This is a genomic window from Chitinibacter bivalviorum, from assembly GCF_013403565.1.
GTDB classification, from domain to species: Bacteria; Pseudomonadota; Gammaproteobacteria; order Burkholderiales; family Chitinibacteraceae; genus Chitinibacter; species Chitinibacter bivalviorum.
Genome location: NZ_CP058627.1, coordinates 1,603,930 through 1,627,962 on the forward strand (window position 1 = coordinate 1,603,930; position 24,033 = coordinate 1,627,962).

Below are 24,033 nucleotides of genomic sequence, written 5' to 3' on the forward strand. Positions count from 1 at the left end.
AGAAAAGAACTATTCTAACGCTTAATCCGACTCGTCTGCAGCTAGAAAATCGCGCAATTGCTGCTCTTTTTGTAAAGCATCACGATAGCCCAAAGCAATCAGCTCACGCGCGTACGGCCCGCAAAATAATAGGTAGCTGGCCAACACCGAGCCTTGGCGACGAAATGCACCCAAACCACCGAGAAAAAAGCGCATCCCCAGCGAAAATTCGCGCCGAAATGGCAGTGTGAGTTTTTCCAAAGGCTGCGATGGCGCAATGGTGAGCACTTCAACGGGGCGTAAATTTAAATGCCCGTTTTGCCGGATTTCCTCCGGGATAAAGGAAATGGTGCGATTAATCCGCGTCATGCGCTCCAGATCAGTTTCCATCGCATCCAGAAAAATACTATTCATTAACTGCCCGCTGACCTGCGCCAGCGTGGGGTAGCCGGAAGTGTGCTGCCGCGCCGGCCCCGCCTCACTTTGCGGCGCCACCCCAATCACCAACATGCGTTTCGCACCCAAATGAATCGCTGGGCTTAAGGGTGCAATTTGCCGCACCGAGCCATCGCCAAAATATTCGCGGTGAATACGCTCCGCCGGAAAAACAAGGGGTATGGCGCTAGAAGCCATGAGGTGATTGATTTCCAGCTGAGTACGTACCCCGATGCGCGAAGCACGCTGCCAACTTTCCAGCCCTTCCGCGCCTTGAAAAAATGCCACCGACTGCCCTGAGCTATAACCGAGCGCCGAAATCGACACCGCTTTCAATGCGCCTGAATCAATATTGTTTTGGATTTGCGAAAAATCGACGATCTGACTCAGAAACTCACGCAGCGGTGCATTATCCAAAAACGACCGGGGATTTTTCTTACCCAAGCCCCCCACCAGCATCGCGCCCAGCCAATGTGCGCCCGTCGCCATTAAGGCACCCATCGAGCCGTGATAAATTTGCTCGGGCTGCAAGTTCTGCCACATCCGCGCCAGCGAAAATACCGAGCGCCGAAATTCGCCCGCGCCCATCGCCAAGCCTGCAGCGTTGATCGCGCCGGCTGAAGTGCCACAAATAATCGGAAAAGGATTGGGCGCGTGTTGGGGCAATAATTTGGCGATCGCCAGCAAGACCCCAACTTGATACGCGGCACGAGCGCCGCCGCCAGACAGGATTAGTGCGGTATCGGGTGCTGCATTTAGATTTCGACTCATGCTGCCTCCCCGCCAGCCTGACATTAAGCGGGCTGCCTTACTTCAAGCTAGCCTGCGCGGCGCAATACATCAATCATGCAACGCAGCATTCAAAAGGCCAGCACGAAACATTGTTTGTAATATTACAAGGCCATAGTCGAAAAACTTGCATTTCGGTATAATGCTTTTTTGGCGAAAAGGATTTAGCTCATGCGCATTGTGCAAAAAGCCCTCACGTTCGACGACGTTTTGCTCGTCCCTGCCCACTCAAACGTGATGCCACGCGATGTCTCGTTGGCAACCCAGTTCACGCGCGGTATCCGCCTGAACCTCCCCCTCGTATCAGCTGCAATGGATACAGTCACTGAAGCGCGCTTGGCCATCGCAATGGCGCAAGAAGGCGGCATCGGTATCATTCACAAAAATATGACGCCTGCCATGCAGGCCAAAGAAGTAGCAAAAGTAAAACGCTACGAGTCAGGCATTGTGAAAGACCCTGTGACTGTGGCACCGAATATGCTGGTGCGCGACGTGCTCGCTTTGACACGTCAACACAAAATTTCGGGCTTGCCCGTGATCGACAATGGCCAGCTGGTCGGTATCGTTACCAACCGCGACCTGCGTTTTGAAACTCGCCTTGATGTGCCAGTTTCATCGATCATGACGCCAAAAGAAAAACTGGTGACCGTGAAAGAAGGTACGAGCATCGAAGACGCTCGCACACTAATGCACGAACACCGCCTTGAGCGCGTTCTGGTGGTTGACGGCGCATTCCAGCTCAAAGGTCTGATCACTGTTAAAGACATTATCAAAACCAGTGAACACCCACTGGCCGCCAAAGATGAACAAGGCCGGTTGCGCGTAGGCGCTGCGGTTGGCGTCGGCGCAGGTACCGATGAGCGCGTAAAATTGCTTGCTGAAGCGGGCGTTGACGTAATCGTTGTTGATACCGCCCATGGTCACAGCCAAGGCGTACTCGATCGCGTGAAATGGGTAAAAACCAACTACCCACACGTGCAAGTTATCGGCGGCAATATCGCCACTGCGGCTGCGGCATTGGCCCTGGTTGAAGCTGGCGCTGACGCGGTCAAAGTCGGTATCGGCCCAGGCTCGATCTGCACCACACGTATTGTTGCTGGCGTCGGCGTACCGCAAATTTCTGCCGTAGCCAATGTTGCTGATGCACTGGCTGGCACTGGCGTACCATTGATCGCTGACGGCGGTATCCGCTTCTCGGGTGACATCGCCAAAGCCATCGCCGCGGGTGCACACATGGTCATGCTCGGTGGTTTGTTCGGCGGTACGGAAGAAGCCCCCGGTGAAGTTGAGCTATTCCAAGGCCGCTCGTACAAGAGCTACCGTGGCATGGGTTCACTCGGTGCCATGGCTGGCGCGAACGGCTCGTCTGATCGCTACTTCCAAGACAAAACCGCTGATGCTGATAAATTGGTTCCAGAAGGCATCGAAGGCCGCGTACCCTACAAAGGCCCATTGACGGCCGTGATTCACCAATTGGTCGGCGGTCTGCGCTCATCAATGGGTTACCTCGGTTGTGCGACGATTGACGAAGTTCATGCCAAAGCTGAATTTGTACAAATCACCGCCGCCGGTATCCGTGAATCGCACGTGCATGATGTGCAAATCACCAAAGAAGCACCGAACTACCATCAAGACTAAGCGCTTGATCGCATCGCCCAAAAAAAACCGCCTCTCGAGGCGGTTTTTTTACTTCCGCAAACCCATTCGCGCTCACCACCACCCTGCGCAACGATTGAGGGATCAGGCAAATCCGTATTATTCACATGATGGGGCGGCGCTAGATTAAGTCTGGCTTAAGGCGTGATTGATTAAATGCACACATACCATTTATTCAATCGACGGAGTCACACCATGAAAACCACCCTCACCGCCCTATTTGCCGCCCTCACTTTCACCGTCACCCTATCAGCATGGAGCGCCATCCACACCGCCAGCAGCAGCGCGCCAGTGCCAGCCTCTGACATGGCCGTCAATACCGAAGTACAAAGAACGCTGCTGAGCGATGCTGAATTACGCGATTTTGGTCTGCGTGTCGCCACCCGCAAAGGGGATGTGCAATTGATGGGGGAAGTGGCGTCGCAACAGCAAATGGAACGTGCGATTACGTTGGCACGGTCTATTAGTGGCGTACAGGCAATTCATAATCATTTAAGTGTTCAAACAGCCAATGTGGCTTAATCCATTAGGCCTGACTGCGACTCACCACTGGCTGTGATTTTTTAAGCGCCGCAGTTTAACGGCAATCAGCTCAAATAGCAGCGAGGGTATTGCCATCAAAGCATTGATCAAATTGATCTACCTTACTATACCCATGCAGGCCTATTTATTTTCGTAGTATTCACTAAGCATATTGAATCGCAACTACACCTGAGATTAGCCTGCTACTCAGGCGATAAACCGGCCGTTTCGCCGGCCAAACGAGCAAGGGATGGGTCTTGCCCCACCCCTTGCAACCCCAGCGCGCCCGATCGACGCGAAACCCCGTCCGTCCAGCGCTTGGCAAGGCGCCGCAAAACTCGCTGCGCGCTAGCGTCGCGCAGCTCAAACAGGTTGCGGCTTAAAACCTTGCCAACCGCCTCCCGAACGGCGCGTCTCCACGGGCAATCCGCCCTAATTAGAGCGGGGTATATCTACCAAAAACAATTCAGAATTAATCTTCAGAGCAACACCTAGGCATGTATATGCCACAGTCGTTGGTCTGCACCAACTCCCCTGCAGCAGCGCCGAGCGAGGAACAATCGGCAAGGGAATTCGGCGGGCTCTGTTTTGTTAAAGCCCGCCGCCTTGCCGATTGTCCGCAGCGAGGGTACGGGCGTATCCCGCGCAGATGCCGGGGGCTGCTTTGGGGTGCAGGGGTATTTGCAGAAGCAAATACCCCTGCCCGTTTGCGCGGCGGAACGCGCATTGAAACATCGCGCCAGCGGCGCAAAAAACACAAAAAATGTAGGGCGGGTTAGCCGCAGGCGTAACCCGCCAAACGGATTGTGGTAAGCTTTCTCGAAATCAAATTAGCGCTTAATTCAACCATTGCTCAGCGCGGGTCAGAACCCGCCCTACAAGGCTACAGTACTGCGCTAAAAGCAATTGAAGCTTATTTGCAAATACGATTCTGGGGGAAGTTAAACCATCCGAAGATGGGGCAATAAATCATCGGCGATAACAAACTATATGTTCATTCGATATTTTGGATGCCCAATAGAAACTTCTTTGTTAACAATCATGGTCATGAAAGAATTGAGTGCATCGCTAATCAAGGCTATTTCTTGCTCCCTGCTCAATGCATGTGGATAAGGTATTTCTTTTCTCGCTTTGTGATAATTCTGATAAACATCTTTCCAAACTTCACCAATTAGGCTCCACCCATCCTGCCGCTTCTTGATAGAAGTCTGATTTAGTGGTGATCCGGCTTCTGCTACCGTTAAATTTTCACCCAAATCCTGCTGATAAGTAAAAGCAATCAAAATGTCTTCGCTTTGAAAGACGGTACATGAGAAATCATCACCATTTTCATCCATAACCAAAATAAAACCATGATTATTCAAGAATTCAGCATATTCTCTGCCAGCAAGCGTGCCTAGTGGATCGATCGTCGTCTTATTCATATTGCACCTTAGCCCATGTGTTGCCTTTTTTGACGTAACCCAACTCTTTGAATTGAGTACTATTCAATAAGTCAATTTCACGAAGTGTTGCAGCCCGTAGGGTGTAACAACCGAAGGGCGTTACACCGATCTGCGTCATGGTGCAATGCGCTTCGCTTATTGCACCCTACTTATACACCACTCCGTATACCACTAAAAACCAATACCAACAATAACTACAACCATATACCCCCCAACAAAAAAGACCGCCAAAGGCGGTCTTTTTTATCAACTCAAACTACACAATCACTCAATCACTGGCGGATTACGCAATTTGATGTGCAATTCGCGCAATTGCTTCTCGTCCACCGCATTTGGTGCATTGGTCAACAGACACTGCGCACGTTGCGTTTTCGGGAAGGCGATCACGTCGCGGATTGATTCGGCGCCGGTCATCAGGGTGACCAAACGATCCAGACCGAAGGCCAAGCCGCCGTGTGGAGGCGCGCCGAATTTCAGGTTGTCGAGCAAGAAGCCAAATTTGTTTTGCGCTTCTTCTTCGCCGATACCGAGGGCGTCAAATACCGTTGATTGCACGTCAGCTTGGTGGATACGGACTGAACCGCCGCCCATTTCCCAACCGTTCAACACCATGTCGTAAGCGCGTGCTTTGCACTCGCCTGGGCTGGTTTTGAGCAATTCGAGGTGCTCGGCTTTTGGCGAAGTGAATGGGTGGTGACACGCGTTCCAACGTTTGCCGTCTTCGTCGTATTCAAACATTGGGAAGTCAACGACCCACAATGGTTTCCACGATTTAGTGAAGTAGCCGCCCGCTTCGCCGCGCTCGTGACCGATCTTGATCCGCAGTGCGCCGATCGCTTCGTCAACGATTTTGCGTTTGTCCGCACCAAAGAAGATGAGGTCGCCATTTTGCGCACCAGTGCGCTCGATGATGGTTTTCAGCGCTTCAACCGACAGGAATTTCACGATTGGGGCTTTCAGGCCAGAATCTTCGGTGTTGCTGATGTTGCTAACGTCTTCAACCTTGATGTAGGCCAGACCTTTGGCGCCGTAGATGCCGACGAATTTGGTGTAGTCGTCGATGTCTTTACGGCTCAATACTGCGCCGCCTGGAATACGCAAGCCGACTACGCGGCCGCCGTCCATGTCTGCTGCGCCACGGAAGACTTTGAATTCTTCCGTTTTCATCACGTCGGTGAGTTCAGTGAATTTCAAGTCAACGCGCAGGTCGGGTTTGTCCGAGCCGTAGTAGTACATCGCGTCGTCATACGCCATGCGTGGGAATTCGCCCAGATCCACATTGATCGCTTCTTTGAAGACGTGACGCGCCATTTCTTCGGTGATGCTCATGATTTCTTCTTCGTTTAAAAACGAAGTTTCAATATCGATCTGTGTGAATTCAGGCTGACGATCAGCGCGCAAGTCTTCGTCACGGAAGCATTTGGTGATTTGGTAGTAGCGATCGAAACCAGCCACCATCAACAGCTGTTTGAACAGCTGTGGCGATTGTGGCAAGGCGAAGAATTGACCGTCGTGTACGCGAGATGGCACGAGGTAATCGCGCGCACCTTCTGGCGTAGAGCGAGTCAGCATCGGCGTTTCGATGTCGATAAAGCCTTTGGTGTCGAGGAAGTTACGTACCAGCAAAGCCACTTGGTAACGCAGACGCAGATTGCGTTGCATTGTTGGGCGACGCAAGTCGATCACGCGGTTAGTCAAACGCACGTTTTCAGAGAGATTTTCATCGTCGATCTGGAACGGTGGCGTTTCGGCTTTATTCAGAATGATGATGTCTTTGGCCAATACTTCGATCTGACCAGAAATCATTTTGCTATTGGTCGTGCCTTCTGGGCGCGCGCGCACCAGACCTTTGATTTCCAATACGTATTCGCTGCGCGATGCATCGGCAGTGGCAAATGCATCAGGGGTGTCTGGGTCAACCACAACTTGGACGATGCCTTCACGGTCGCGCAAGTCGATAAAAATCACGCCACCGTGGTCACGACGACGATGAGCCCAACCTTGCAAAGTCACAGTCTGGCCGAGGTATTGCTCGTTGATCAGACCACAGTAATTAGTACGCATTGAATTTCCCTAATTAAAACTAAGTCAATGAAGTAAGGGTGCCTTGCCTCGCAAGCCACTTTTACTCGATATCGATATCAATCATTTGTTGCAACGACAACTGCACGCTGCTGTTCACCTACATTGAGGCTTATTGCTTCTGGGTAGCTCACCACCTTGGCTGATGGCATCACGACCCCCATTGAAATCACATATTTGAGCGCCTCATCGACGCTCATATCCAGCTCTTTGACATCGGCTTTGCGCGCCATAAACAAAAAGCCCGACGTTGGATTGGGCGTGGTCGGTACAAACACCGAAATTAACTCGCCTTCCAATTTTTCGCCGATCTCGCCGCCGGGTGCGCCGGTTTGAAAACCCACCGACCAAGTGCCCTGATGCGGAAACTGCACCAATACTGCTTTGCGAAACGCTTGGCCCGAGTCGGAAAACAGCGTATCGGAAACCTGCTTCACGCTGTTATAGATCGAGCGCACAATCGGAATACGATTGAGCAGGCTCTCACCAATTCGCAATAAGCGTCGTCCCAGCATATTGGTTGCGATCATGCCGGTAATCAGCAACACCAGCACCGTCAGAATGACGCCAAAGCCGGGAATGTGATGCGCATTATTTAAGCTAGGAACACTGCTCGACATACCGCGCAGCAGCCAGTAGTCGGGGCGAATTTCATTGGGCAAAATCGCGCCCAGTTGATCCATCGTGCCAATCAGCGTGTTGAGCACCCACAGCGTGATGGCCAGTGGAATCCAGATCAACAACCCAGTGAGCAGATAACGCTTAAAATAGCTGGTCACATCGCCCTCAATATTTAATTGCTACCGCTGGTTGAACCACCGGATGCAGATTTATTTTTAAAATCAGTCTGATACCAGCCATTGCCTTTCAATTGAAAACCAGCGGCAGTGACTTGTTTTTCATATTTTTCAGTTTTACAGGCTGGACATTGCGTCAAAATGGCATCGGCCATTTTTTGCATGTGTTCATCCGCATGACCACACTCAGCACAGCGATAAGCGTAAATAGGCATAAGCGCTCCTTTCCAGAACACAGCATTATAACGGAGAACTGATTCGAACGTGAATGCGCTTATCGCCCACGTCCGCGAGCCATCGCGCTACACGGCAGTGCAAAATCTTTGGCGGCGATGAAAAATGGTGCATTCCCACAGCAGAGCGACGAACTTACCGATGGGTATATGCTCAAAAAGCTTTCACTACATTGATTTCAAAGACATACCCAATCAAGCACGAAACATAAAATACACCGCACCGACCATGCACAGCGCGGCGTAGACATAGTTCCACTGAAAAGGCTGCTTCATATACAAAACAGCAAAGGGAATAAACACACTCAAGGTAATGACTTCTTGCATGATTTTTAGCTGCGCAAGGCTATATACTTGGTAGCCGATGCGGTTGGCAGGCACTTGCAGCATATATTCAAAGAAGGCAATGCCCCAGCTCATCAAGGCCATCAGAAACCAGGGTTTGGTCGTACCATTTTTCAAATGGGCGTACCACGCGAAAGTCATAAATAAGTTTGAGCAGACCAATAATAGGACGCTAGAGAGCGCCGGTGGTAGGTTCATACAGGCAAATACCCGAATTTTTGCTAGAATCGCGCTAGTTTACCGTGACCACATCCTCACTCGGAATACCCATGTACGCTTTACGCTCAGTCATTGCTGCCCTGCCACTGCTCTTTTCTATGGCCGCCTACGCCGGTGATAGCGAAGATATCCAGCAGCTCATTCGTGCCAAGCAGTTTCCACAAGCACTCGAGCGCGCCGACAAAGCGTTAAGCAAATCACCCAAAGATGCGCAATTGCGTTTTTTGCGTGGGATTGCATTGAGTGAATTGGGCCGCACAGACGAAGCGATTAAAGTATTTACTAAATTGTCGGAAGACTATCCGCAATTGCCCGAGCCTTATAATAATTTAGCGGTGCTTTACGCCAATAAAGGCCAGCTCGACAAATCTCGCGCCGCCTTGCAAATGGCGATTCAAACCAACCCAAGCTACGCGATTGCCCATGAAAATCTGGGTGATTTATATGCGCGCTTGGCGTCACAGGCTTACGACAAGGCTTTGCAACTTGAAGGCGCTAACTCGCAAGTACAAACCAAGCTCAAACTCGTTGATTCTCTATTTAGCCAGCAAGGAAATCGATCACCGATCGCTCCTGTTGCCGCGCCAGTTGCGCCAAGCCCAGTAGCGAAGCCTGCGCCAACGACGGCGGTAGTCAGCAAACCCGCGCCAACTGCCACACCAACAGCAGTGGTCACCGCCAAACCAACGGCGGCACCGAAAGCGACTGCAACGCCAAAACCAACAGCCGCACCGACAACAGCCCCAACAGCCAAGGCGACAGCGGCACCAACCGCGACGCCGAAAGCCAGCCCAGCACCAAGCGAAGCGCCAAAAACGGATAACGCAGCTCGCCAGCAGGTCATTGCCAGCGTCGAAGGTTGGGCCAGCGCGTGGAGTCGTCAGAATGTGAATGGCTATATCAATAGCTATTCGAAAAACTTCAAAGCACCAGGCGGCCGTGCGGCATGGAAAAAAGATCGCCAAGCCAAAATCAGCGCGCCCAAGTCGATTGACGTGAATGTGCGTGACATCAAAGTAGACATGGTGGACGACAATACGGCGAAAGTTCGTTTGCGTCAGGACTACAAATCAGATCGACTCTCAACAAGTACGACCAAAACCCTGATTCTAGAAAAATCAGGCGGCCGCTGGCTCATTCGTGAAGAACGAATCGGTGGTTAAACAGATGTCTGCACCTAATCGAACGCCAGTGGTCAATTGAATGTTGAGAATCACCCGCCGCACCAAGCGCCTGATCTGCTTGGTGACTTTGCTTTTGCTCGCCCCTGCGGCTCGACCTCTCTTTGTTGACTCAGGCAACCCCTACTTTACGCTCACACCAGAAAAAGTGGGCACGGCCGCGGTCGGCACGCCTGAAGAGCGCATTCTGGCGGCACTGGATGCAATACGCGCAGGTAAAATGGCCGACGCGCGTGCCACCGTCGACGCCCTACTCCATGAGCATCCAAATTATCGCTTAGCACATTTACTCAGTGCCGATCTGTATGCCATGCGCGCCATGCCGCTCGATACGATTGGCGGCGGCGCAGATGCTGCATTTGCCGAAAAGCTCGCCGATTTGCGCAAAGAGGCCTTGGTGCGGATGAATTACCGCAATATGCCGACGCCGCCCAACCTGCTTCCGGCCAATATTCTGCGATTTGACGAGCAGCAGAAATTTGCCGTCTTGGTCGATGCTGAAACATCGCGCCTTTACTTATTTAGCAATGACAATGGCGTACCCAAAATGGTCAAGGATCATTACGTCACCGTCGGCAAGCTCGGGATAGGCAAGCAATACGAAGGTGATCAGCGCACGCCGATTGGTGTGTATTTTGTCAACAATCACCTGTCACGCCCAGCGCTCGATAAAACCTATGGTGCATTGGCTGATTTATATGGAGTGGGCGCTTGGCCGATTTCCTACCCCAATGAGTGGGATAAGAGCAAAAAGAAAACAGGCCACGGCATTTGGCTGCACGGGAGCCCCGCTGCGACCTACTCGCGCCCGCCACAAGCGTCCAACGGCTGCGTCGTTCTCACCAATGAAGAAATGCTCGATGTCGCGCAGTATTTGGACATTGGCCGCACCCCTGTCATCGTCACGCCCAAAGTTGAATGGCTGACTCGTGAACAATGGCAAACCCGCCATGAGCAAGCGAGCCAAACCATCACGCAATGGAAAACAGCGTGGGAATCACTCGATAACGAGCAATATCTTAATTTCTATGGCAATGATTTTGTCAGCGGCGAAGGTCAGAACATTACAAGCTGGCGCACCCAGAAATCAGCCGTGAATGCGAGTAAAAAATGGTCCAAAATCGAGCTGACTGAGCTGTCGATCTTTGCCGTCACGGGCGGGGAAAAAACACAAATGGTCGCGACATTCGTGCAAGATTACCGCAGTAATAATCTCGACAATAAAATGCGCAAACGTCAGTATTGGCATAATGAAGCGGGCAACTGGAAACTAAGCTGGGAAGGCAATGCCAGCAACTAATACCCTCCAGACGTATTGGCTCAAACTACTCTATTTTGAAAAATTTCAGACATATACCCAATAAAAAACCCGCCGCAGCGGGTTTTTTTATGCGCTAATTTGCAATTACAAGGTTAAACCACCCGTCACTTCAATGGCCGCACCGTTGATATAGCTAGCGTCATCGGAGGCCAAGAACGCATATACGCTGGCGATTTCCGAAGGCTGTGCCAGACGTTTCATTGGCACTTTCTCTTCCATGCCTTGCAATACTTTTTCAGGCATGGCTTTAACCATAGGCGTTGCGACAAAGCCTGGGCATACCGCGTTGGCGCGAATGCCTTTTTTGCCTAATTCTTTCGCCCAAGTTTTCACAAAACCGATGACGCCAAATTTAGTGGCGGCATAGTTAGTTTGGCCAAAGTTACCGTATACACCCACCACGGAAGAGGCATTGAGGATCACACCTGAGTTTTGCTCAATCATCGTATCAACCACCGCTTTGGTGCAGTTGTAAACGCCCTTCAGATTGATATCAATCACTCGATCAAATTGATCATCGGTCATTTTATACAGCTGAGCATCCTGCGTAATGCCTGCGTTATTGACCAGAATATCAATGCGACCAAACTGGGCCTTAACCGCATCCACCATGGCAACAATCGATTCTTTATTTGTTACATCCACCACAAAACCAGCTGCCACCGCGCCAGTTGCCACCAAATCAGCGACAACACGGTCAACACCTGCTTGGTTCACATCACAGACCACCACTTTTGCACCATCAGCAGCAAAGCGAATTGCAGTCGCTTCACCAATACCACTAGCCGAACCAGTAATGATTGCTACTTTATCTTTGAGTTTCATGGTATTCCCCTAGACAAGAAAAAGCTGAACCCAAGTTGGGCATCCCAGTAAGAGAATAGGCTCTTTGCTGCATTGCAGCAACTTTATTAGTACATATTCACTGACAATAGTTACAAAAAAGCCAATCGGATAGTAGGCTATCGGATTGGCTAGATTGGCAGGGGTGAATTCGCTTAGCGCTGCACGCCCTGAATCAGTGAACGGCAATCAACAACTTGCAAATCGTTATCACGCGCAAAAGTCATAATGAATTCAAATACCCGGGGATCGATCTTTTCCAGTTGCTTGTCGACCGCCACACAGCGCACATTGTTATGCACCATCGGGCGTACATAGGGCGCATAAGAGAGTTTTTGATCGACGCCAAAAGTGGAAAGAATGCCAGACAGACGCTCCGCCCAGTCACTAGGGCGAAATTCACGTCCAGAACTCGTAATGCCCTGAATGATAATTTCGTATGGATTGCAGATCATAAGCGGGTGCCAAGCGTAAATAATGAATACGGCGACCAGTACGCGATCACCAATATGGGCGATTATAGCATTGAGCAGGCACTTGCCGCGCACAAATGTAGCGCCGCTTGACTTAGTACAAGTCACTATTGCGATTTAAGGCAGAATGAACAGCACTTGCCAGAAATGGGTAAAACACTGAATAATGTTCGTTTTTTCAGCCATTTGAGCCACGTATATAAAATACGGCTCGGGACCCAATCCGATGCGCCATTATTTGAAGTTCAGCGATTTCACCCTAGAAGAATACCAATACCTGTTCGAACGTGCGGCCAAGCTCAAAGCACGCTTGCGATCTGGCCAACTGTATCAGCCTTTGCCTGGCAAAGTGCTGGGTATGATTTTTGAAAAATCGTCGACCCGAACTCGCGTTTCGTTTGAAGCTGGTATGTTCCAGCTCGGCGGCCACGCCATGTTCCTTCAATCTAAAGACACCCAATTGGGTCGTGGTGAACCGATCGAAGACGTTGCCAAAGTCATCAGCCGCATGGTTGATATTGTCATGGTGCGCACTTACGAGCAGTCGATTATCGAGCGCTTTGCCGATAACTCCTTGGTGCCCGTCATCAATGGCCTGACCAATGAATACCACCCTTGCCAGATCATGGCCGACATCTTTACCTATATCGAGCGTTTTGGCTCTATCGAAGGTAAAACCGTCTGCTGGATTGGCGACTCAAACAATGTTTCGCGCACGTGGCTGCAAGCAGCAAAAACCTTTAATTTCAAGCTCAATCTGGCCTGCCCTGCTGGCTATGAAATGACGGTATTGGATGGTGAAACCTACAGCAGTGATAACTTCGAAACCTTCCGCGATATTTACCAAGCAGCACGCGATGCCGATATCGTAACGACGGACGTTTGCACCTCGATGGGTTATGAGCGCGAAACACTGCAACGCAAGAAAGACTTCTTAAATTACAAAGTTTCTGAAAAAGTCATGTTGCAAGCCAAAGCCAATGCCCTATTTATGCATTGCTTGCCTGCGCACCGTGGCGAAGAAGTCGATCCAGAAGTAATCGATGGCCCACAATCAGTGGTCTGGGAAGAAGCAGAAAATCGTATGCATGTGCAAAAAGCCGTCATCGAATTCTTGCTGCTTGGCCGCATTGACGATTAATCCAGTGTACACCGCATGTTTGGCATAACTGATCTTTGGGCGTATTTACTGGGCACGGTGCTGATTATTTTGGCACCTGGCCCCAACTCGCTCTTTGCGCTGACCACGGCCGCGACTCGCGGCCGGAAAGCCGGTTTTGCCGCAGCAGCAGGAATTGTGGTGGGTGATTTTATCTTGATGCTGGCGGCCGTGTTGGGTGTTGCATCTTTGATGAAAACCCATCCAGTCGCTTTTGATGCAGTCCGCTATCTGGGTGCGGGGTATTTACTCTGGATCGGTGTAAAGGCTTTATTTGCACGCAATACCCCCAAGGCCACCACGGAAGTTGCGAAAGGCAACCCTGCCCATGCATTCCGTTCGGCGCTGGGGATTTCACTGATTAATGTGAAAGCCATTTTGTTTTTTATGGCCTTTTTTCCGCAATTTGTCGACCCGAGCTACCCGCATGTTTGGCACAGCTTTGCTGCGCTGGGTTTGATCGTACAAATTGTCAGTATCAGCTATTTAACGACGCTGATTTTGGCGGGCAGCGCACTCTCGCGCCGCCTCGCTGGCGTCACTTGGTTGAAAACAATATTGAATAAACTGATCGGGACGCTATTTGTGAGCTTTGGCTTACGATTAGCACTGGACTAATCGACGAACAACTATCGACTAGTCACGCTCGACATATCCTAGTAATTGATTACGTAATCGAGGATCTTTATGTCTGATGTAAAAAAAGTAGTTCTGGCTTATTCCGGTGGTTTAGATACTTCCGTAATTCTGAAATGGTTGCAAGACACTTACCAATGTGAAGTAGTGACCTTCACTGCCGACTTGGGCCAAGGTGAAGAGCTGGAGCCAGCACGCCAAAAAGCGCTGAAATTTGGCATCAAACCAGAAAACATTTACATCGACGACCTGCGTGAAGAGTTCGTGCGCGATTTCGTATTCCCAATGTTCCGCGCCAATACCGTCTACGAAGGCGAATACCTGCTCGGCACATCAATTGCTCGTCCATTGATCGCGAAACGCTTGATCGACATCGCACGTGAAACGGGTGCCGACACGATCAGCCACGGTGCAACGGGTAAAGGTAACGACCAAGTTCGTTTCGAATTGGGCGCTTATGCCTTGATGCCAGAAGTTAAAGTGATCGCGCCATGGCGCGAATGGGATCTGCTGAGCCGCGAAAAACTGATGGCGTACGCTGAAGCCAACGGTATTGAAGTGGACATGAAGCACAAAAATGGTGGCGCACCGTACTCGATGGATGCCAACCTGCTGCACATCTCTTACGAAGGTCGCCACCTTGAAAACCCATCTGCTGAAGCTGAAGAAAGCATGTGGCGCTGGACGGTGAGCCCAGAGCAAGCACCTGACGCCCCAGAATATCTCGACGTTGAGTTTGAAAAAGGCGACATCGTGGCGCTCAATGGCGTTCGTTTGTCACCAGCTCAAGTGTTGACTCAATTGAACCAATTAGGCGGCAAACACGGCATTGGCCGCTTGGATCTGGTTGAAAACCGTTATGTCGGCATGAAATCACGCGGCTGCTACGAAACCCCGGGCGGCACGATTATTCTGAAAGCGCACCGCGCCATCGAATCAATCACCCTCGACCGCGAAGTAGCGCACTTGAAAGACGATTTGATGCCACGCTACGCCAGCATGATTTACAACGGCTACTGGTGGGCGCCTGAGCGTAAAGTATTGCAGACACTGATCGACGAAACGCAAAAAACCGTGAATGGCTGGGTACGTCTGAAGCTGTACAAAGGCAATGTCATCGTTGTGAGCCGTGACTCGAAAACGAATTCATTGTTCGATATGAATATCGCCACATTTGATGATGACGGCGGCGCATACAACCAAGTTGATGCGGGCGGCTTTATCAAACTGAACGCATTGCGCATGCGCATTGCGGGTCGTTTGAATAAGTAATTGTGTATTAACACTGGCTCAAGCTCACCAGCTTGAGCCGCTAATTGATAAGCGATATGTTAGAAGCCTTTATTAATATGGATGAAGAGACGTTTACCACGCTCTCGACCAGTATTTTATGTACCGGCCTTATTCTGTATATGGGCTTTATTATCTACAACCTCGCCAAAGAATCTAAAGCGGGTAAATATGGCACCTTAGTGCTTTTTTTTACTTTAGGCTTTGGCATGGTTGGATTTATCGCCAAAACGATTTTGACCGAAGTTCTACAAAAATAGGATATTGACCTGATGAGCCAATTTAATAATGTTTCGGTACTGAAACAAGGTAATGTTTATTTTGACGGTAAATGTGTGAGCCACACCGTTGTGTTTGCTGATGGCACAAAAAAAACCGTTGGTGTTATTTTGCCTTCTACGCTGACTTTCAACACTGGTGCACCAGAAATCATGGAAGTGGTTGCCGGGGTATGTCGCGTTAAACTGGCTGGTGAAAGCACTGCAACCGAATACGGTGCAGGTGTATCTTTCAACGTACCCGGCAATTCTAGCTTTGAAATTGAAACCGTAGAAACATTGCACTACGTTTGCCATTTCGGCTAATTCACAAGCAAAATTGAATTTATTTTAAAAGGCAGCGATAGTTTATCGCCTGCCTTTTTGTCTTTTATTATCCAGCGAGGAGTTAAGCATGCCTTCCTTTGACATCACTTCAGAAACAGATATGGTTGCATTGAAAAATGCCATCGACATCGCTGAACGCACCATCGTTAATCGCTACGACTTTAAAGGCACCAGCGCCAAAGTTGAACTCAATGAAAAAGATAAACTGATCACCATTCATGGCGATTCAGAGTTTCAACTCGACCAGATTAAAGACATTGTTTTTCCTGCGCTGGAGAAAAAAGAGCCCGATAGTAGCAAGCGCTTAGAGCAAGGCGATGTGCAAAAAGTCTCTGGCAATAAAGCCAAGCAAGTCTTAACCATCAAAGATGGTATTGATCGCGAATTAGCCGCCAAGATTATTAAAGAGATTAAAGATTCAAAACTGAAAGTTCAAAGTGCGATTCAAGGTGAAGAACTGAGAATTTCAGGAAAGGATAGAGACATACTGCAGCAAGTCATTGCTTTGGTGCGTTCAAAAATTGATTTTCCGTTGCAATTCCAGAACTTTCGCGACTAATCTTCGGTGCAATTGGTGGCAAACAGCTACTATATACATTAGTAAAAGCTGCTAATCCATGTAAAAACCATGCGCTGGACACCACGCAAAACCTCACTGATTACGCTACTGGCTCTGATTTTTGGCTTGGGAATGATTTTCCTGCTCGCCTTTCAGGTCAGTAGCTCGTACAACGCCGAAGTCCGACGCGCGCGCAGCGAAAGCGAGAATCTTGCACGTGTACTCGAAGGACAAATCAGCAGTGCGTTACGGGAAGTTGATCTGGTTCTTTTCGATCTGGGCGATCGAATCAATAGCAGCGATCTAGCTATTAGCAATGCCAATGATGCACAAAAACAAACCATTCAAGGCTTGCTGCTCGATAAGCTGCAACGCATCCGACAAGCAGAGAATATCGGTCTAGTTAGCCCCGATGCGATCATCACGCATCGTGCGCTAGATATCCCCGGCAATCTACTGGAACGCGATTACTTTGCGCTCATCAGTAATAATCCATTCCGCGAGCGAGTTTATTCGCGACTCGTCACGACCAGCCGCGCCCAACATCAGGGACTAGTTATTGCCCGTCGACTTGAAAACGACTCAGGAGAATTTAAGGGACTGATCGTTGCCAGTATTACCAGTAATTATTTTGAGCAGTTACTCGATCAAATTGATCTTGGCCCACATGGCTCAGTCTTTGTGATTGATGATGAGCTCAATGTCATTACACGTTTTCCCAAAACAGCGAAAGCAATCGATTTTGATGCCAAGTTGGTCAATAAACTCGAATCCGAACCAGTTGCCACGGTCACAATCAATACCAAAGCCCAATTTGGTAGCAATCTGGTTAGCTATCGCTCGATTCCTGGTACTCCATTTCTAGTGATTACCAGTAATGCCTCCATCGACTACCTCGCTGGCTGGCAAAGAAATATCGTCTACTACCTCATTGGCGGCGGCTTAATGCTGGGGCTGACCCTCTTGATGACTTACCATTTTTGGCGCGCGCAGCGACTAACCAAAAACCTAAGCGCAAAAGAATTAAAGCTTTCTGCCAGTGAAGCTCGATTCCGGCAAATGATTGAAACCACCCCCGTTGGCCTTGTTTTAGCCCGGATGCCTGATTTTTATATCACCTACATCAATCAGCATGCCGCCCGCATGTTTGGACTCCCCCAAGCGGCCGCCCTTTCAAAACGCGCTTTTGAACTTTATTATGATCGTCTTGATTTCATGAACCAATCGGAAGACGCACTGACTGGCAAGCCGATCAATAACGTCGAATGCATGCTCAAACATAAGGAAGGCACACCATTCTGGGCTAATGTCTCAATGTCTTCGGCCAGCGTTAGCGATGATAAAACGCTAGTCATCGGTATCAGTGACATCACACAACGCAAACGACTCGAAGAAGAATTAAAGCGCAGGGCAACCACTGACAGCCTGACAGGACTCGCTAATCGAGCCTACTTTATGGAATCAGCGACGCAGGAAATCCAAAGAGCCAAAAGATATCAGCGCAAAGTCTGCATCTTGATGCTGGACATTGATTTTTTCAAGCGAGTCAATGATACCTATGGCCACCATGTCGGCGATCAGGTTATTCAGGCCATGGCTTATGTGTGTAAAAACACCTTACGTGATATTGATATTCTTGGCCGTATCGGTGGTGAAGAATTTACAGCATTACTACCAGAAACAAGACTCGATCAAGCTTATGAAGTGGCAGAACGATTACGCTGCAATATTGAAAAACACGTTGTCGTACTCACTGATGGACGTGAAATTTATTTCACAAGCAGTATTGGTGTTAGCGAGATTCGCAATGACGATTTAGCCGTAGATAGCTTGTTAAAGCGTGCGGATGAAGCGCTCTATGAGTCAAAACATGCAGGCCGAAATCGCGTAACCTGCTTTGAGCATATGCTACACCCAAACTAAGTCAAAACAAGTTTGACCTCTATCAAGACTGATTATCCATTTAGCTCTTACATTGAAGTGAACCACTTCGATGGAGATGAAAAATGGAAAACACACCACTCAGCACCCTACTGACATCCGAAATCGGATTACTCAGCCTGTTCACTATTGGCTTTATCCTGTGCATGGCAGTCTATATATTTATGTTTGTACGCAGGCATGTCAAAGCTGATACAGAAGCCAATCAACAAAAAAATTAATAAAAAATGGTGCAGTTTATGCACCATTTTTTTATTTTGCGTAAATCAGAAACTTCTCTTTACTCTCCCCTGATCGATTCGCTTCACCTATGACAGTCCACCCTGAACGTGGAGGATCTTGCCTTAAACGAATCGCGACTTCACACTCGTCAGGATTCATGGTCTTGATAGGATAATCACTGAAGTAGACCATTGCACCCAAGGGCGCTGATGGAATACCTTGGGCATCAATGCAATGGGCTTGGATTTGACTCGCGGCAGAATGCAGTTGCACACCAACGGGGCGATATGATTTACCGCTATCAACCCAATCTTGAAATAGACCGACAAACAAACCCATAACTAGAATTAGCCCACAACTCCAATTCGTTAACGCTTTGCGACCTATCGCACGCGGGCGCAACAAAATCCCACCCCACAATACGGTGACGATCAAAGCAAAACCAAACCCAAGTGGAGAAAATTGCATCAATGATGAGCTGTGGCGGCTTAAACGTAAAAAGAGCTGGGATTGACCTCCCCACATCAAAATACCCCACACCACCCAAATACCGATTGCAGTCAAACCAAAGGTTAAAACTGAGAAAGAATTTAAAGCAGAGGCTGCTCCACGACGCAGATCATCAACACCAGCAACAGCGATTAGACCCAATACAATGAGCAGCGGCAAAACAATAACTTCTGTAGGCTGCCCAGATATAACAATATAGGCGGTAATCGCGACTAAAAACCAAAGTAGGGGCTGCCAAGCAAAGTCTGATTTAAGTTCATTGCGATTAATCCACAACGACCAGGCCGCCAGCGGCAGCACTGGCCATGCAAACCAGACCAAGGTTGCCGGCAAGAAACCCGGTTCATGCAACCATTGAATCGCTGCAGCTCCCCCATATGGACCCCACGCATATTGCTGCCACCATAGCTGAAACATGGCAGGCGAATATTCATTGAGCGCATAGCCCCATAAAGCCGCGAGCGGCAGTGCGATAACAAGTGCGGTGACAAGGGCAACTAAATAACATGACCTGCGCCAGGCAGCAAAACCCAATAAGCCTGCAGCAATGACCATGACCAGTGCAGCATCAGCCCAAGTTGCCCCCAACAACAAAACCAAGAGACTAACACCAAGAACGACTCCCGCTAGTATTGGCTTTCTTAAAGCAAGGATCAGCGCATAAAAAGCCCACGCATAACCTGTAAATGCTAACGCAGCTGGGGCAATGTGATGCCCCCACAACACCAAACCTAAACATCCCAAGATACTCACTACCGCAAGTCGGCCAAAACGCCGACCAAATAGCTCTCGCCCAGCTAGACCGCAACCCCATAATGCCAAAGCCATCCAGAACCCTGTACTCAATCTGGCGGCATCGTGTACAGCGAGTCCAAACCAAGCAAGTGCATTTGCAAATAATGCGGCAGTCCAATAATAAAGTGGCGCGGTATCAAGATATGGACGATCTGCCAGCCAAGTCATAACCCAATTATCTTGGCGCAGCAGATTTACAATCAGTGCTACATTTTCATTCTCTTGCGGCTTCCATGGATCATGCCCAATCAAACCAGGCAACAACCAGAACAAGCACAGTAAGAGAAGCAGCCAAGGTTTTTCTTGGTTTTTTTGCGGGGTAGGAGGTAGCTCAGAAGCTGGCGTATAGGTAAGCATAAGCAATCGTCAGAATTTTGAACAAGTGTGGCACAGCAAAATAAAAAAGGCAGCCTATAGCTGCCTTTTTTTGATTTGCACAGAAATTAACGTGCAAATTTCGCAAATTTAGAATTGAATTTCTCAATACGACCTGCGGTATCAACGATTTTTTGTTTGCCTGTGTAGAATGGGTGGCACTCAGAGCAAACCTCAACGTGCAGGCTTTTGCCCAGCGTAGAAGAAGTTTTGAATGCGCTACCGCATGAACAAGTCACGTCGATTTCGGTGTAATTTGGATGAGTATCAGCTTTCATGATTTTTCCTAAGGTGTCGGGCGCCGGGGTTTTGCCGACGCTACAAAAAGAGCATTATCGCTCAAGAGGCCTATTGCCGCAAGGCCAATTGCGATTGAAATCAACGACGCATTGAATCAAAAAAATCCAGATTCGATTTTGTCGCCTTGAGTTTATCCATCAAGAACTCCATCGCATCGAGATCATCCATTGGGTATAGCAGTTTACGTAAGACCCAAATGCGCTGCAGCTGCTCTTGCTTAATCAGCAATTCTTCACGACGAGTGCTTGATTTATTGATATTAATGGCTGGGAAAATCCGTTTTTCGGCCATTCGGCGATCTAATTGAATTTCGTTATTACCCGTGCCTTTAAATTCTTCATAAATTACATCATCCATGCGGCTACCCGTATCGATCAGTGCAGTCGCAATAATGGTCAAGCTACCGCCTTCTTCAATATTACGTGCAGCACCGAAGAATCGTTTTGGACGCTGCAATGCATTAGCATCCACACCACCAGTCAACACCTTACCTGAAGCAGGAATAACAGTATTGTATGCTCGGGCGAGACGCGTAATTGAATCGAGCAAAATAACGACGTCTTTTTTATGCTCAACCAGACGCTTCGCTTTTTCGATTACCATTTCAGCTACTTGAACGTGCCGCGTGGCAGGCTCATCAAATGTTGAGCTTAAAACTTCGCCTTTGACTGAACGCTGCATCTCGGTAACTTCTTCAGGACGCTCGTCAATGAGTAAAACGATCAGCACTACTTCAGGGTGATTAGCAGTGATCGCATGTGCAATATGTTGCAACATGACGGTTTTACCCGTTTTTGGCGGCGCAACCAATAGCGCACGTTGGCCTTTGCCTATCGGCGCCATTAAATCAATCACGCGCCCAGTAATATTTTCTTCAGCTTTAATGTCTCGCTCAAGATTAAGTCGCTCCGTAGGGAAAAGCGGTGTTAAATTCTCAAACAAGATTTTATTTTTCGCGGCCTCTGGCGCTTCGCCATTGACCTTATCGACTTTGACTAGTGCAAAGTAACGCTCGCCTTCTTTAGGAATTCGAATTTCGCCTTCAATCGTATCGCCGGTATGCAGATTGAAACGGCGAATTTGGCTGGGGCTAATGTAAATATCATCCGGCCCCGCCAAATAGGAAGTATCTGGACTGCGCAGGAAGCCAAACCCATCGGGCAAAACTTCTAATGTACCCTCGCCAAATATACTTTCCCCCTTCTTCGCTCTATTTTTGAGCAGCGCAAAAATGACGTCTTGTTTGCGCATACGACTGGCACCGTCAATCTCAGAAGCAATCGCCATGTCGACGAGCTGAGAAACGTGCAGATGTTTTAATTCGGACAAATGCATAATGATTACGCTTAGAAATAGTAAAGAGGGGAAATTCGAAAGGATAATGCAAGGGAAAAGTAGCAACGATGCTCAACGCACCGTTGCTATTGTACAGCAGCAGACTAAATCAAAAACAGCCAGAATGTCAAATATTACTATCCAAGAATGCGGTTAGTTGTGATTTTGACAAAGCACCTACTTTGGTTGATTTCACTTCACCATCCACAAACAACATCAGTGTTGGGATGCCACGAATACCAAATTTTGGTGGGGTAGCCTGATTTTCATCGATATTCAATTTAGCAATTTTAAGGCGTCCGGCGTATTCAGTGGCCACTTCGTCCAAAATTGGGGCAATCATTTTGCATGGACCGCACCATTCCGCCCAGTAATCAACCAATACAGGGCCAGCTGCTTGCAGTACTTCAGCATCAAAACTAGCATCAGTAACTTGGATAATATTTTCACTCATACTTTATCTCCGGGGTGGTTTGGGTGCGCTTAAGATCAAATGCTAACTAAAAACTGGCTTTGATAAAAGCTGAATATAACTAATAGATAGGGGCGACAAATTCTTTTTCAAGCATGTGAAGCATGGAATCCGTTTTTTTTTGCCTCACCAATTGCCAAAAAACCTGATCAAAACGCGGCATCAACCGCTTGATCCAATCGATCTACTGCCGTTACTGTCATTCCTTCAATTACTTGCCGGGGTCGATTAGCCTTTGGCACAATTGCATGGGTGAAACCTAATTTGGCAGCTTCTTTAAGTCGCTCCTGCCCGCGCTGAACGGGCCTTACTTCACCCGCCAAGCCGACTTCACCGAACACCACCATTTTGTTGGGCAGCGCTTTATTCTTTAACGAAGAAACGATCGCAATCAACATTGCCAAATCGGCAGCAGGTTCAACAATACGCACACCACCAACAGCGTTGATAAATACATCTTGATCAAAAGCGGCAATACCTGCGTGCCGATGCAATACAGCCAATAGCAAAGCGAGCCGATTCTGCTCCACACCTACAGCTAGACGTTTTACTTGAGCCGCATGCGCGTCATCCACTAAAGCTTGCACCTCAACCAACATGGGACGCGATCCTTCTTGCGTCACCATCACACAAGAACCAGGCACCGGCTCATCATGCTGACTTAAAAACAAGGCAGATGGGTTTGCAACCTCGCGCAAACCTTTATCTGTCATCGCAAACACCCCGAGCTCATTCACTGCCCCAAAGCGATTTTTAATGGCACGTATCAAGCGAAAACTCGAGTGGGTATCCCCTTCAAAATACAGTACAGCATCCACTATATGCTCAAGCACGCGCGGCCCTGCCAAAGCCCCTTCCTTGGTCACATGGCCAACCAATAAAATCGAAGTACCATGGCGTTTGGCAAATCGAGTTAATTGAGCAGAGCACTCCCTCACTTGAGCAACACTACCAGGAGCGCTGGTTAATGCCTCGGTATAAATGGTCTGAATCGAGTCAATTACCACGACTTTTGGCGCCTCACGCTCCAATGCATGCAGTATTTTCTCTAGGCTGATTTCGGGGTACAGCCTGACTTTGGCGGCAGGGACACCTAAGCGGCGAGCGCGTAATGCAATTTGCTGCGCCGATTCTTCACCACTGACATACAAAACAGCTAAAGACTCAGATAATTTTGCCAATGCTTGTAGTAACAGGGTCGATTTGCCAATACCTGGATCACCACCAATTAGCACCACACCACCCGGCACTAAGCCGCCACCCAACACTCGATCAAGCTCGGCCAAATTAGTCGGCGTGCGAGGCAACTCTTCAGCCTCAACATCGGATAAATTTTTAATGGCACCATCAGCCGCCAGACTTTGAAATCGTCCAGTTGTCACAGCAACCTGAGCCACTTGCTCTTCAAGGCTATTCCACTCCCCGCACTGCGGGCATTGACCTTGCCATTTAGGTGATAATCCACCACATAAACGGCATACAAACTGACTTTTAGCTTTACTCATACACACCCA

At 48.9% G+C, this 24,033-nt stretch carries 24 protein-coding genes and 1 pseudogene; 12 read left to right on the forward strand and 13 right to left on the reverse strand.

Annotated features, from left to right (window positions below; translation table 11 throughout):
• Nucleotides 1-21 precede the first annotated feature (21 nt).
• Nucleotides 22-1,185 (reverse strand): patatin-like phospholipase family protein, encoded by a 1,164-nt coding sequence (locus HQ393_RS07475; RefSeq protein ID WP_179358187.1) that lies wholly within the window; start codon nt 1,183-1,185, stop codon nt 22-24.
• Nucleotides 1,186-1,374: 189 nt separating this feature from the next.
• Here HQ393_RS07475 and guaB point away from each other — a divergent pair, with 189 nt between their 5' ends.
• Both guaB and HQ393_RS07485 read left to right on the forward strand, forming a co-directional pair.
• Nucleotides 1,375-2,841: an IMP dehydrogenase gene (guaB, locus tag HQ393_RS07480; protein ID WP_179358188.1), complete on the forward strand. Its 1,467-nt coding sequence runs from the start codon at nt 1,375-1,377 to the stop codon at nt 2,839-2,841.
• A 213-nt stretch (nt 2,842-3,054) separates the two neighbouring features.
• Nucleotides 3,055-3,381, forward strand: coding sequence for a BON domain-containing protein (locus HQ393_RS07485; RefSeq protein WP_179358189.1), 327 nt, complete (start codon nt 3,055-3,057; stop codon nt 3,379-3,381).
• Nucleotides 3,382-4,367: 986 nt separating this feature from the next.
• Here the strand turns inward: HQ393_RS07485 and HQ393_RS07490 are convergent.
• The 5 genes from HQ393_RS07490 to HQ393_RS07510 form a co-directional block, all read right to left on the reverse strand.
• Complete coding sequence (locus HQ393_RS07490) at nt 4,368-4,805, reverse strand: hypothetical protein (protein ID WP_179358190.1); 438 nt, start codon at nt 4,803-4,805, stop codon at nt 4,368-4,370.
• 285 nt (nt 4,806-5,090) lie between these two features.
• A complete protein-coding gene (gene aspS / locus HQ393_RS07495; protein ID WP_179358191.1) occupies nt 5,091-6,890 on the reverse strand; it encodes an aspartate--tRNA ligase in 1,800 nt (599 codons plus the stop codon).
• Nucleotides 6,891-6,967: 77 nt separating this feature from the next.
• Nucleotides 6,968-7,687, reverse strand: a complete 720-nt coding sequence (locus HQ393_RS07500; protein ID WP_246307977.1) for a DUF502 domain-containing protein — start codon at nt 7,685-7,687, stop codon at nt 6,968-6,970.
• Nucleotides 7,688-7,701: 14 nt separating this feature from the next.
• The gene (locus HQ393_RS07505) at nt 7,702-7,920 is read right to left on the reverse strand and encodes an FmdB family zinc ribbon protein (protein WP_179358192.1); all 219 of its coding nucleotides are present in this window, start codon (nt 7,918-7,920) and stop codon (nt 7,702-7,704) included.
• Between the two features lie 213 nt (nt 7,921-8,133).
• Entirely contained in the window at nt 8,134-8,481 is a 348-nt protein-coding gene (locus tag HQ393_RS07510; RefSeq protein ID WP_179358193.1) for a DMT family protein, read from the reverse strand.
• A gap of 71 nt (nt 8,482-8,552) precedes the next feature.
• On the opposite strand from HQ393_RS07510, the gene HQ393_RS07515 reads away from it, so the two are divergent.
• Nucleotides 8,553-9,665 (forward strand): tetratricopeptide repeat protein, encoded by a 1,113-nt coding sequence (locus HQ393_RS07515; RefSeq protein ID WP_218871332.1) that lies wholly within the window; start codon nt 8,553-8,555, stop codon nt 9,663-9,665.
• A gap of 40 nt (nt 9,666-9,705) precedes the next feature.
• Nucleotides 9,706-10,983, forward strand: coding sequence for a L,D-transpeptidase family protein (locus tag HQ393_RS07520; RefSeq protein WP_179358194.1), 1,278 nt, complete (start codon nt 9,706-9,708; stop codon nt 10,981-10,983).
• A 105-nt stretch (nt 10,984-11,088) separates the two neighbouring features.
• Here HQ393_RS07520 and fabG read toward each other — a convergent pair whose 3' ends face one another.
• Together fabG and HQ393_RS07530 are read right to left on the reverse strand one after the other, a co-directional pair.
• Nucleotides 11,089-11,829 (reverse strand): 3-oxoacyl-ACP reductase FabG, encoded by a 741-nt coding sequence (fabG, locus tag HQ393_RS07525; RefSeq protein WP_179358195.1) that lies wholly within the window; start codon nt 11,827-11,829, stop codon nt 11,089-11,091.
• A gap of 188 nt (nt 11,830-12,017) precedes the next feature.
• Nucleotides 12,018-12,302, reverse strand: a pseudogene (locus tag HQ393_RS07530) (DUF3579 domain-containing protein); the annotation flags it as partial.
• Between the two features lie 244 nt (nt 12,303-12,546).
• On the opposite strand from HQ393_RS07530, the gene argF reads away from it, so the two are divergent.
• The 8 genes from argF to HQ393_RS07570 all read left to right on the forward strand — a co-directional run bounded on the left by argF (nt 12,547) and on the right by HQ393_RS07570 (nt 18,731).
• Nucleotides 12,547-13,461, forward strand: a complete 915-nt coding sequence (gene argF / locus HQ393_RS07535) for an ornithine carbamoyltransferase (RefSeq protein ID WP_179358197.1) — start codon at nt 12,547-12,549, stop codon at nt 13,459-13,461.
• A 15-nt stretch (nt 13,462-13,476) separates the two neighbouring features.
• The gene (leuE, locus tag HQ393_RS07540) at nt 13,477-14,097 is read left to right on the forward strand and encodes a leucine efflux protein LeuE (protein ID WP_179358198.1); all 621 of its coding nucleotides are present in this window, start codon (nt 13,477-13,479) and stop codon (nt 14,095-14,097) included.
• A 69-nt stretch (nt 14,098-14,166) separates the two neighbouring features.
• Nucleotides 14,167-15,387, forward strand: coding sequence for an argininosuccinate synthase (locus tag HQ393_RS07545; RefSeq protein WP_179358199.1), 1,221 nt, complete (start codon nt 14,167-14,169; stop codon nt 15,385-15,387).
• Between the two features lie 77 nt (nt 15,388-15,464).
• On the forward strand, nt 15,465-15,665 hold the full coding sequence (locus HQ393_RS07550; protein ID WP_179358436.1) for a DUF2788 domain-containing protein: 201 nt from the start codon (nt 15,465-15,467) through the stop codon (nt 15,663-15,665).
• A 12-nt stretch (nt 15,666-15,677) separates the two neighbouring features.
• Nucleotides 15,678-15,989, forward strand: coding sequence for a pyrimidine/purine nucleoside phosphorylase (ppnP, locus tag HQ393_RS07555; RefSeq protein WP_179358200.1), 312 nt, complete (start codon nt 15,678-15,680; stop codon nt 15,987-15,989).
• A gap of 88 nt (nt 15,990-16,077) precedes the next feature.
• A complete protein-coding gene (locus HQ393_RS07560; RefSeq protein ID WP_179358201.1) occupies nt 16,078-16,569 on the forward strand; it encodes a YajQ family cyclic di-GMP-binding protein in 492 nt (163 codons plus the stop codon).
• Between the two features lie 69 nt (nt 16,570-16,638).
• Entirely contained in the window at nt 16,639-18,492 is a 1,854-nt protein-coding gene (locus HQ393_RS07565) for a sensor domain-containing diguanylate cyclase (protein ID WP_179358202.1), read from the forward strand.
• An 83-nt stretch (nt 18,493-18,575) separates the two neighbouring features.
• A complete protein-coding gene (locus HQ393_RS07570) occupies nt 18,576-18,731 on the forward strand; it encodes a DUF3149 domain-containing protein (protein ID WP_179358203.1) in 156 nt (51 codons plus the stop codon).
• 31 nt (nt 18,732-18,762) lie between these two features.
• Here the strand turns inward: HQ393_RS07570 and HQ393_RS07575 are convergent, their stop codons facing one another.
• From HQ393_RS07575 to radA, 5 genes are all read right to left on the reverse strand, one after another.
• Nucleotides 18,763-19,995 (reverse strand): hypothetical protein, encoded by a 1,233-nt coding sequence (locus tag HQ393_RS07575; RefSeq protein WP_179358204.1) that lies wholly within the window; start codon nt 19,993-19,995, stop codon nt 18,763-18,765.
• Between the two features lie 485 nt (nt 19,996-20,480).
• Nucleotides 20,481-20,690, reverse strand: coding sequence for a 50S ribosomal protein L31 (rpmE, locus tag HQ393_RS07580; RefSeq protein WP_179358205.1), 210 nt, complete (start codon nt 20,688-20,690; stop codon nt 20,481-20,483).
• A 100-nt stretch (nt 20,691-20,790) separates the two neighbouring features.
• Nucleotides 20,791-22,047 carry a transcription termination factor Rho gene (gene rho, locus HQ393_RS07585; RefSeq protein WP_179358206.1) on the reverse strand — a complete coding sequence of 419 codons (1,257 nt, stop codon included), beginning with the start codon at nt 22,045-22,047 and terminating at the stop codon, nt 20,791-20,793.
• A 127-nt stretch (nt 22,048-22,174) separates the two neighbouring features.
• The gene (trxA, locus tag HQ393_RS07590; RefSeq protein ID WP_179358207.1) at nt 22,175-22,501 is read right to left on the reverse strand and encodes a thioredoxin TrxA; all 327 of its coding nucleotides are present in this window, start codon (nt 22,499-22,501) and stop codon (nt 22,175-22,177) included.
• Nucleotides 22,502-22,668: 167 nt separating this feature from the next.
• On the reverse strand, nt 22,669-24,024 hold the full coding sequence (radA, locus tag HQ393_RS07595) for a DNA repair protein RadA (protein WP_179358208.1): 1,356 nt from the start codon (nt 24,022-24,024) through the stop codon (nt 22,669-22,671).
• Nucleotides 24,025-24,033 lie beyond the last annotated feature (9 nt).

What these genes read in the sequence shown, in the direction of transcription:
- ppnP (WP_179358200.1), top strand. Translation starts at nt 15,678, where the DNA reads ATGAGCCAATTTAATAATGTTTCGGTACTGAAACAAGGTAATGTTTAT.
- HQ393_RS07545 (WP_179358199.1), top strand. Translation starts at nt 14,167, where the DNA reads ATGTCTGATGTAAAAAAAGTAGTTCTGGCTTATTCCGGTGGTTTAGAT.
- HQ393_RS07510 (WP_179358193.1), bottom strand. Translation starts at nt 8,481, where the DNA reads ATGAACCTACCACCGGCGCTCTCTAGCGTCCTATTATTGGTCTGCTCA.
- HQ393_RS07505 (WP_179358192.1), bottom strand. Translation starts at nt 7,920, where the DNA reads ATGCCTATTTACGCTTATCGCTGTGCTGAGTGTGGTCATGCGGATGAA.
- argF (WP_179358197.1), top strand. Translation starts at nt 12,547, where the DNA reads ATGCGCCATTATTTGAAGTTCAGCGATTTCACCCTAGAAGAATACCAA.
- trxA (WP_179358207.1), bottom strand. Translation starts at nt 22,501, where the DNA reads ATGAGTGAAAATATTATCCAAGTTACTGATGCTAGTTTTGATGCTGAA.
- HQ393_RS07560 (WP_179358201.1), top strand. Translation starts at nt 16,078, where the DNA reads ATGCCTTCCTTTGACATCACTTCAGAAACAGATATGGTTGCATTGAAA.
- guaB (WP_179358188.1), top strand. Translation starts at nt 1,375, where the DNA reads ATGCGCATTGTGCAAAAAGCCCTCACGTTCGACGACGTTTTGCTCGTC.
- HQ393_RS07490 (WP_179358190.1), bottom strand. Translation starts at nt 4,805, where the DNA reads ATGAATAAGACGACGATCGATCCACTAGGCACGCTTGCTGGCAGAGAA.
- fabG (WP_179358195.1), bottom strand. Translation starts at nt 11,829, where the DNA reads ATGAAACTCAAAGATAAAGTAGCAATCATTACTGGTTCGGCTAGTGGT.
- HQ393_RS07565 (WP_179358202.1), top strand. Translation starts at nt 16,639, where the DNA reads ATGCGCTGGACACCACGCAAAACCTCACTGATTACGCTACTGGCTCTG.
- radA (WP_179358208.1), bottom strand. Translation starts at nt 24,024, where the DNA reads ATGAGTAAAGCTAAAAGTCAGTTTGTATGCCGTTTATGTGGTGGATTA.
- HQ393_RS07475 (WP_179358187.1), bottom strand. Translation starts at nt 1,185, where the DNA reads ATGAGTCGAAATCTAAATGCAGCACCCGATACCGCACTAATCCTGTCT.
- leuE (WP_179358198.1), top strand. Translation starts at nt 13,477, where the DNA reads ATGTTTGGCATAACTGATCTTTGGGCGTATTTACTGGGCACGGTGCTG.
- HQ393_RS07570 (WP_179358203.1), top strand. Translation starts at nt 18,576, where the DNA reads ATGGAAAACACACCACTCAGCACCCTACTGACATCCGAAATCGGATTA.
- aspS (WP_179358191.1), bottom strand. Translation starts at nt 6,890, where the DNA reads ATGCGTACTAATTACTGTGGTCTGATCAACGAGCAATACCTCGGCCAG.
- HQ393_RS07515 (WP_218871332.1), top strand. Translation starts at nt 8,553, where the DNA reads ATGTACGCTTTACGCTCAGTCATTGCTGCCCTGCCACTGCTCTTTTCT.
- rpmE (WP_179358205.1), bottom strand. Translation starts at nt 20,690, where the DNA reads ATGAAAGCTGATACTCATCCAAATTACACCGAAATCGACGTGACTTGT.
- HQ393_RS07520 (WP_179358194.1), top strand. Translation starts at nt 9,706, where the DNA reads ATGTTGAGAATCACCCGCCGCACCAAGCGCCTGATCTGCTTGGTGACT.
- HQ393_RS07550 (WP_179358436.1), top strand. Translation starts at nt 15,465, where the DNA reads ATGGATGAAGAGACGTTTACCACGCTCTCGACCAGTATTTTATGTACC.
- rho (WP_179358206.1), bottom strand. Translation starts at nt 22,047, where the DNA reads ATGCATTTGTCCGAATTAAAACATCTGCACGTTTCTCAGCTCGTCGAC.
- HQ393_RS07485 (WP_179358189.1), top strand. Translation starts at nt 3,055, where the DNA reads ATGAAAACCACCCTCACCGCCCTATTTGCCGCCCTCACTTTCACCGTC.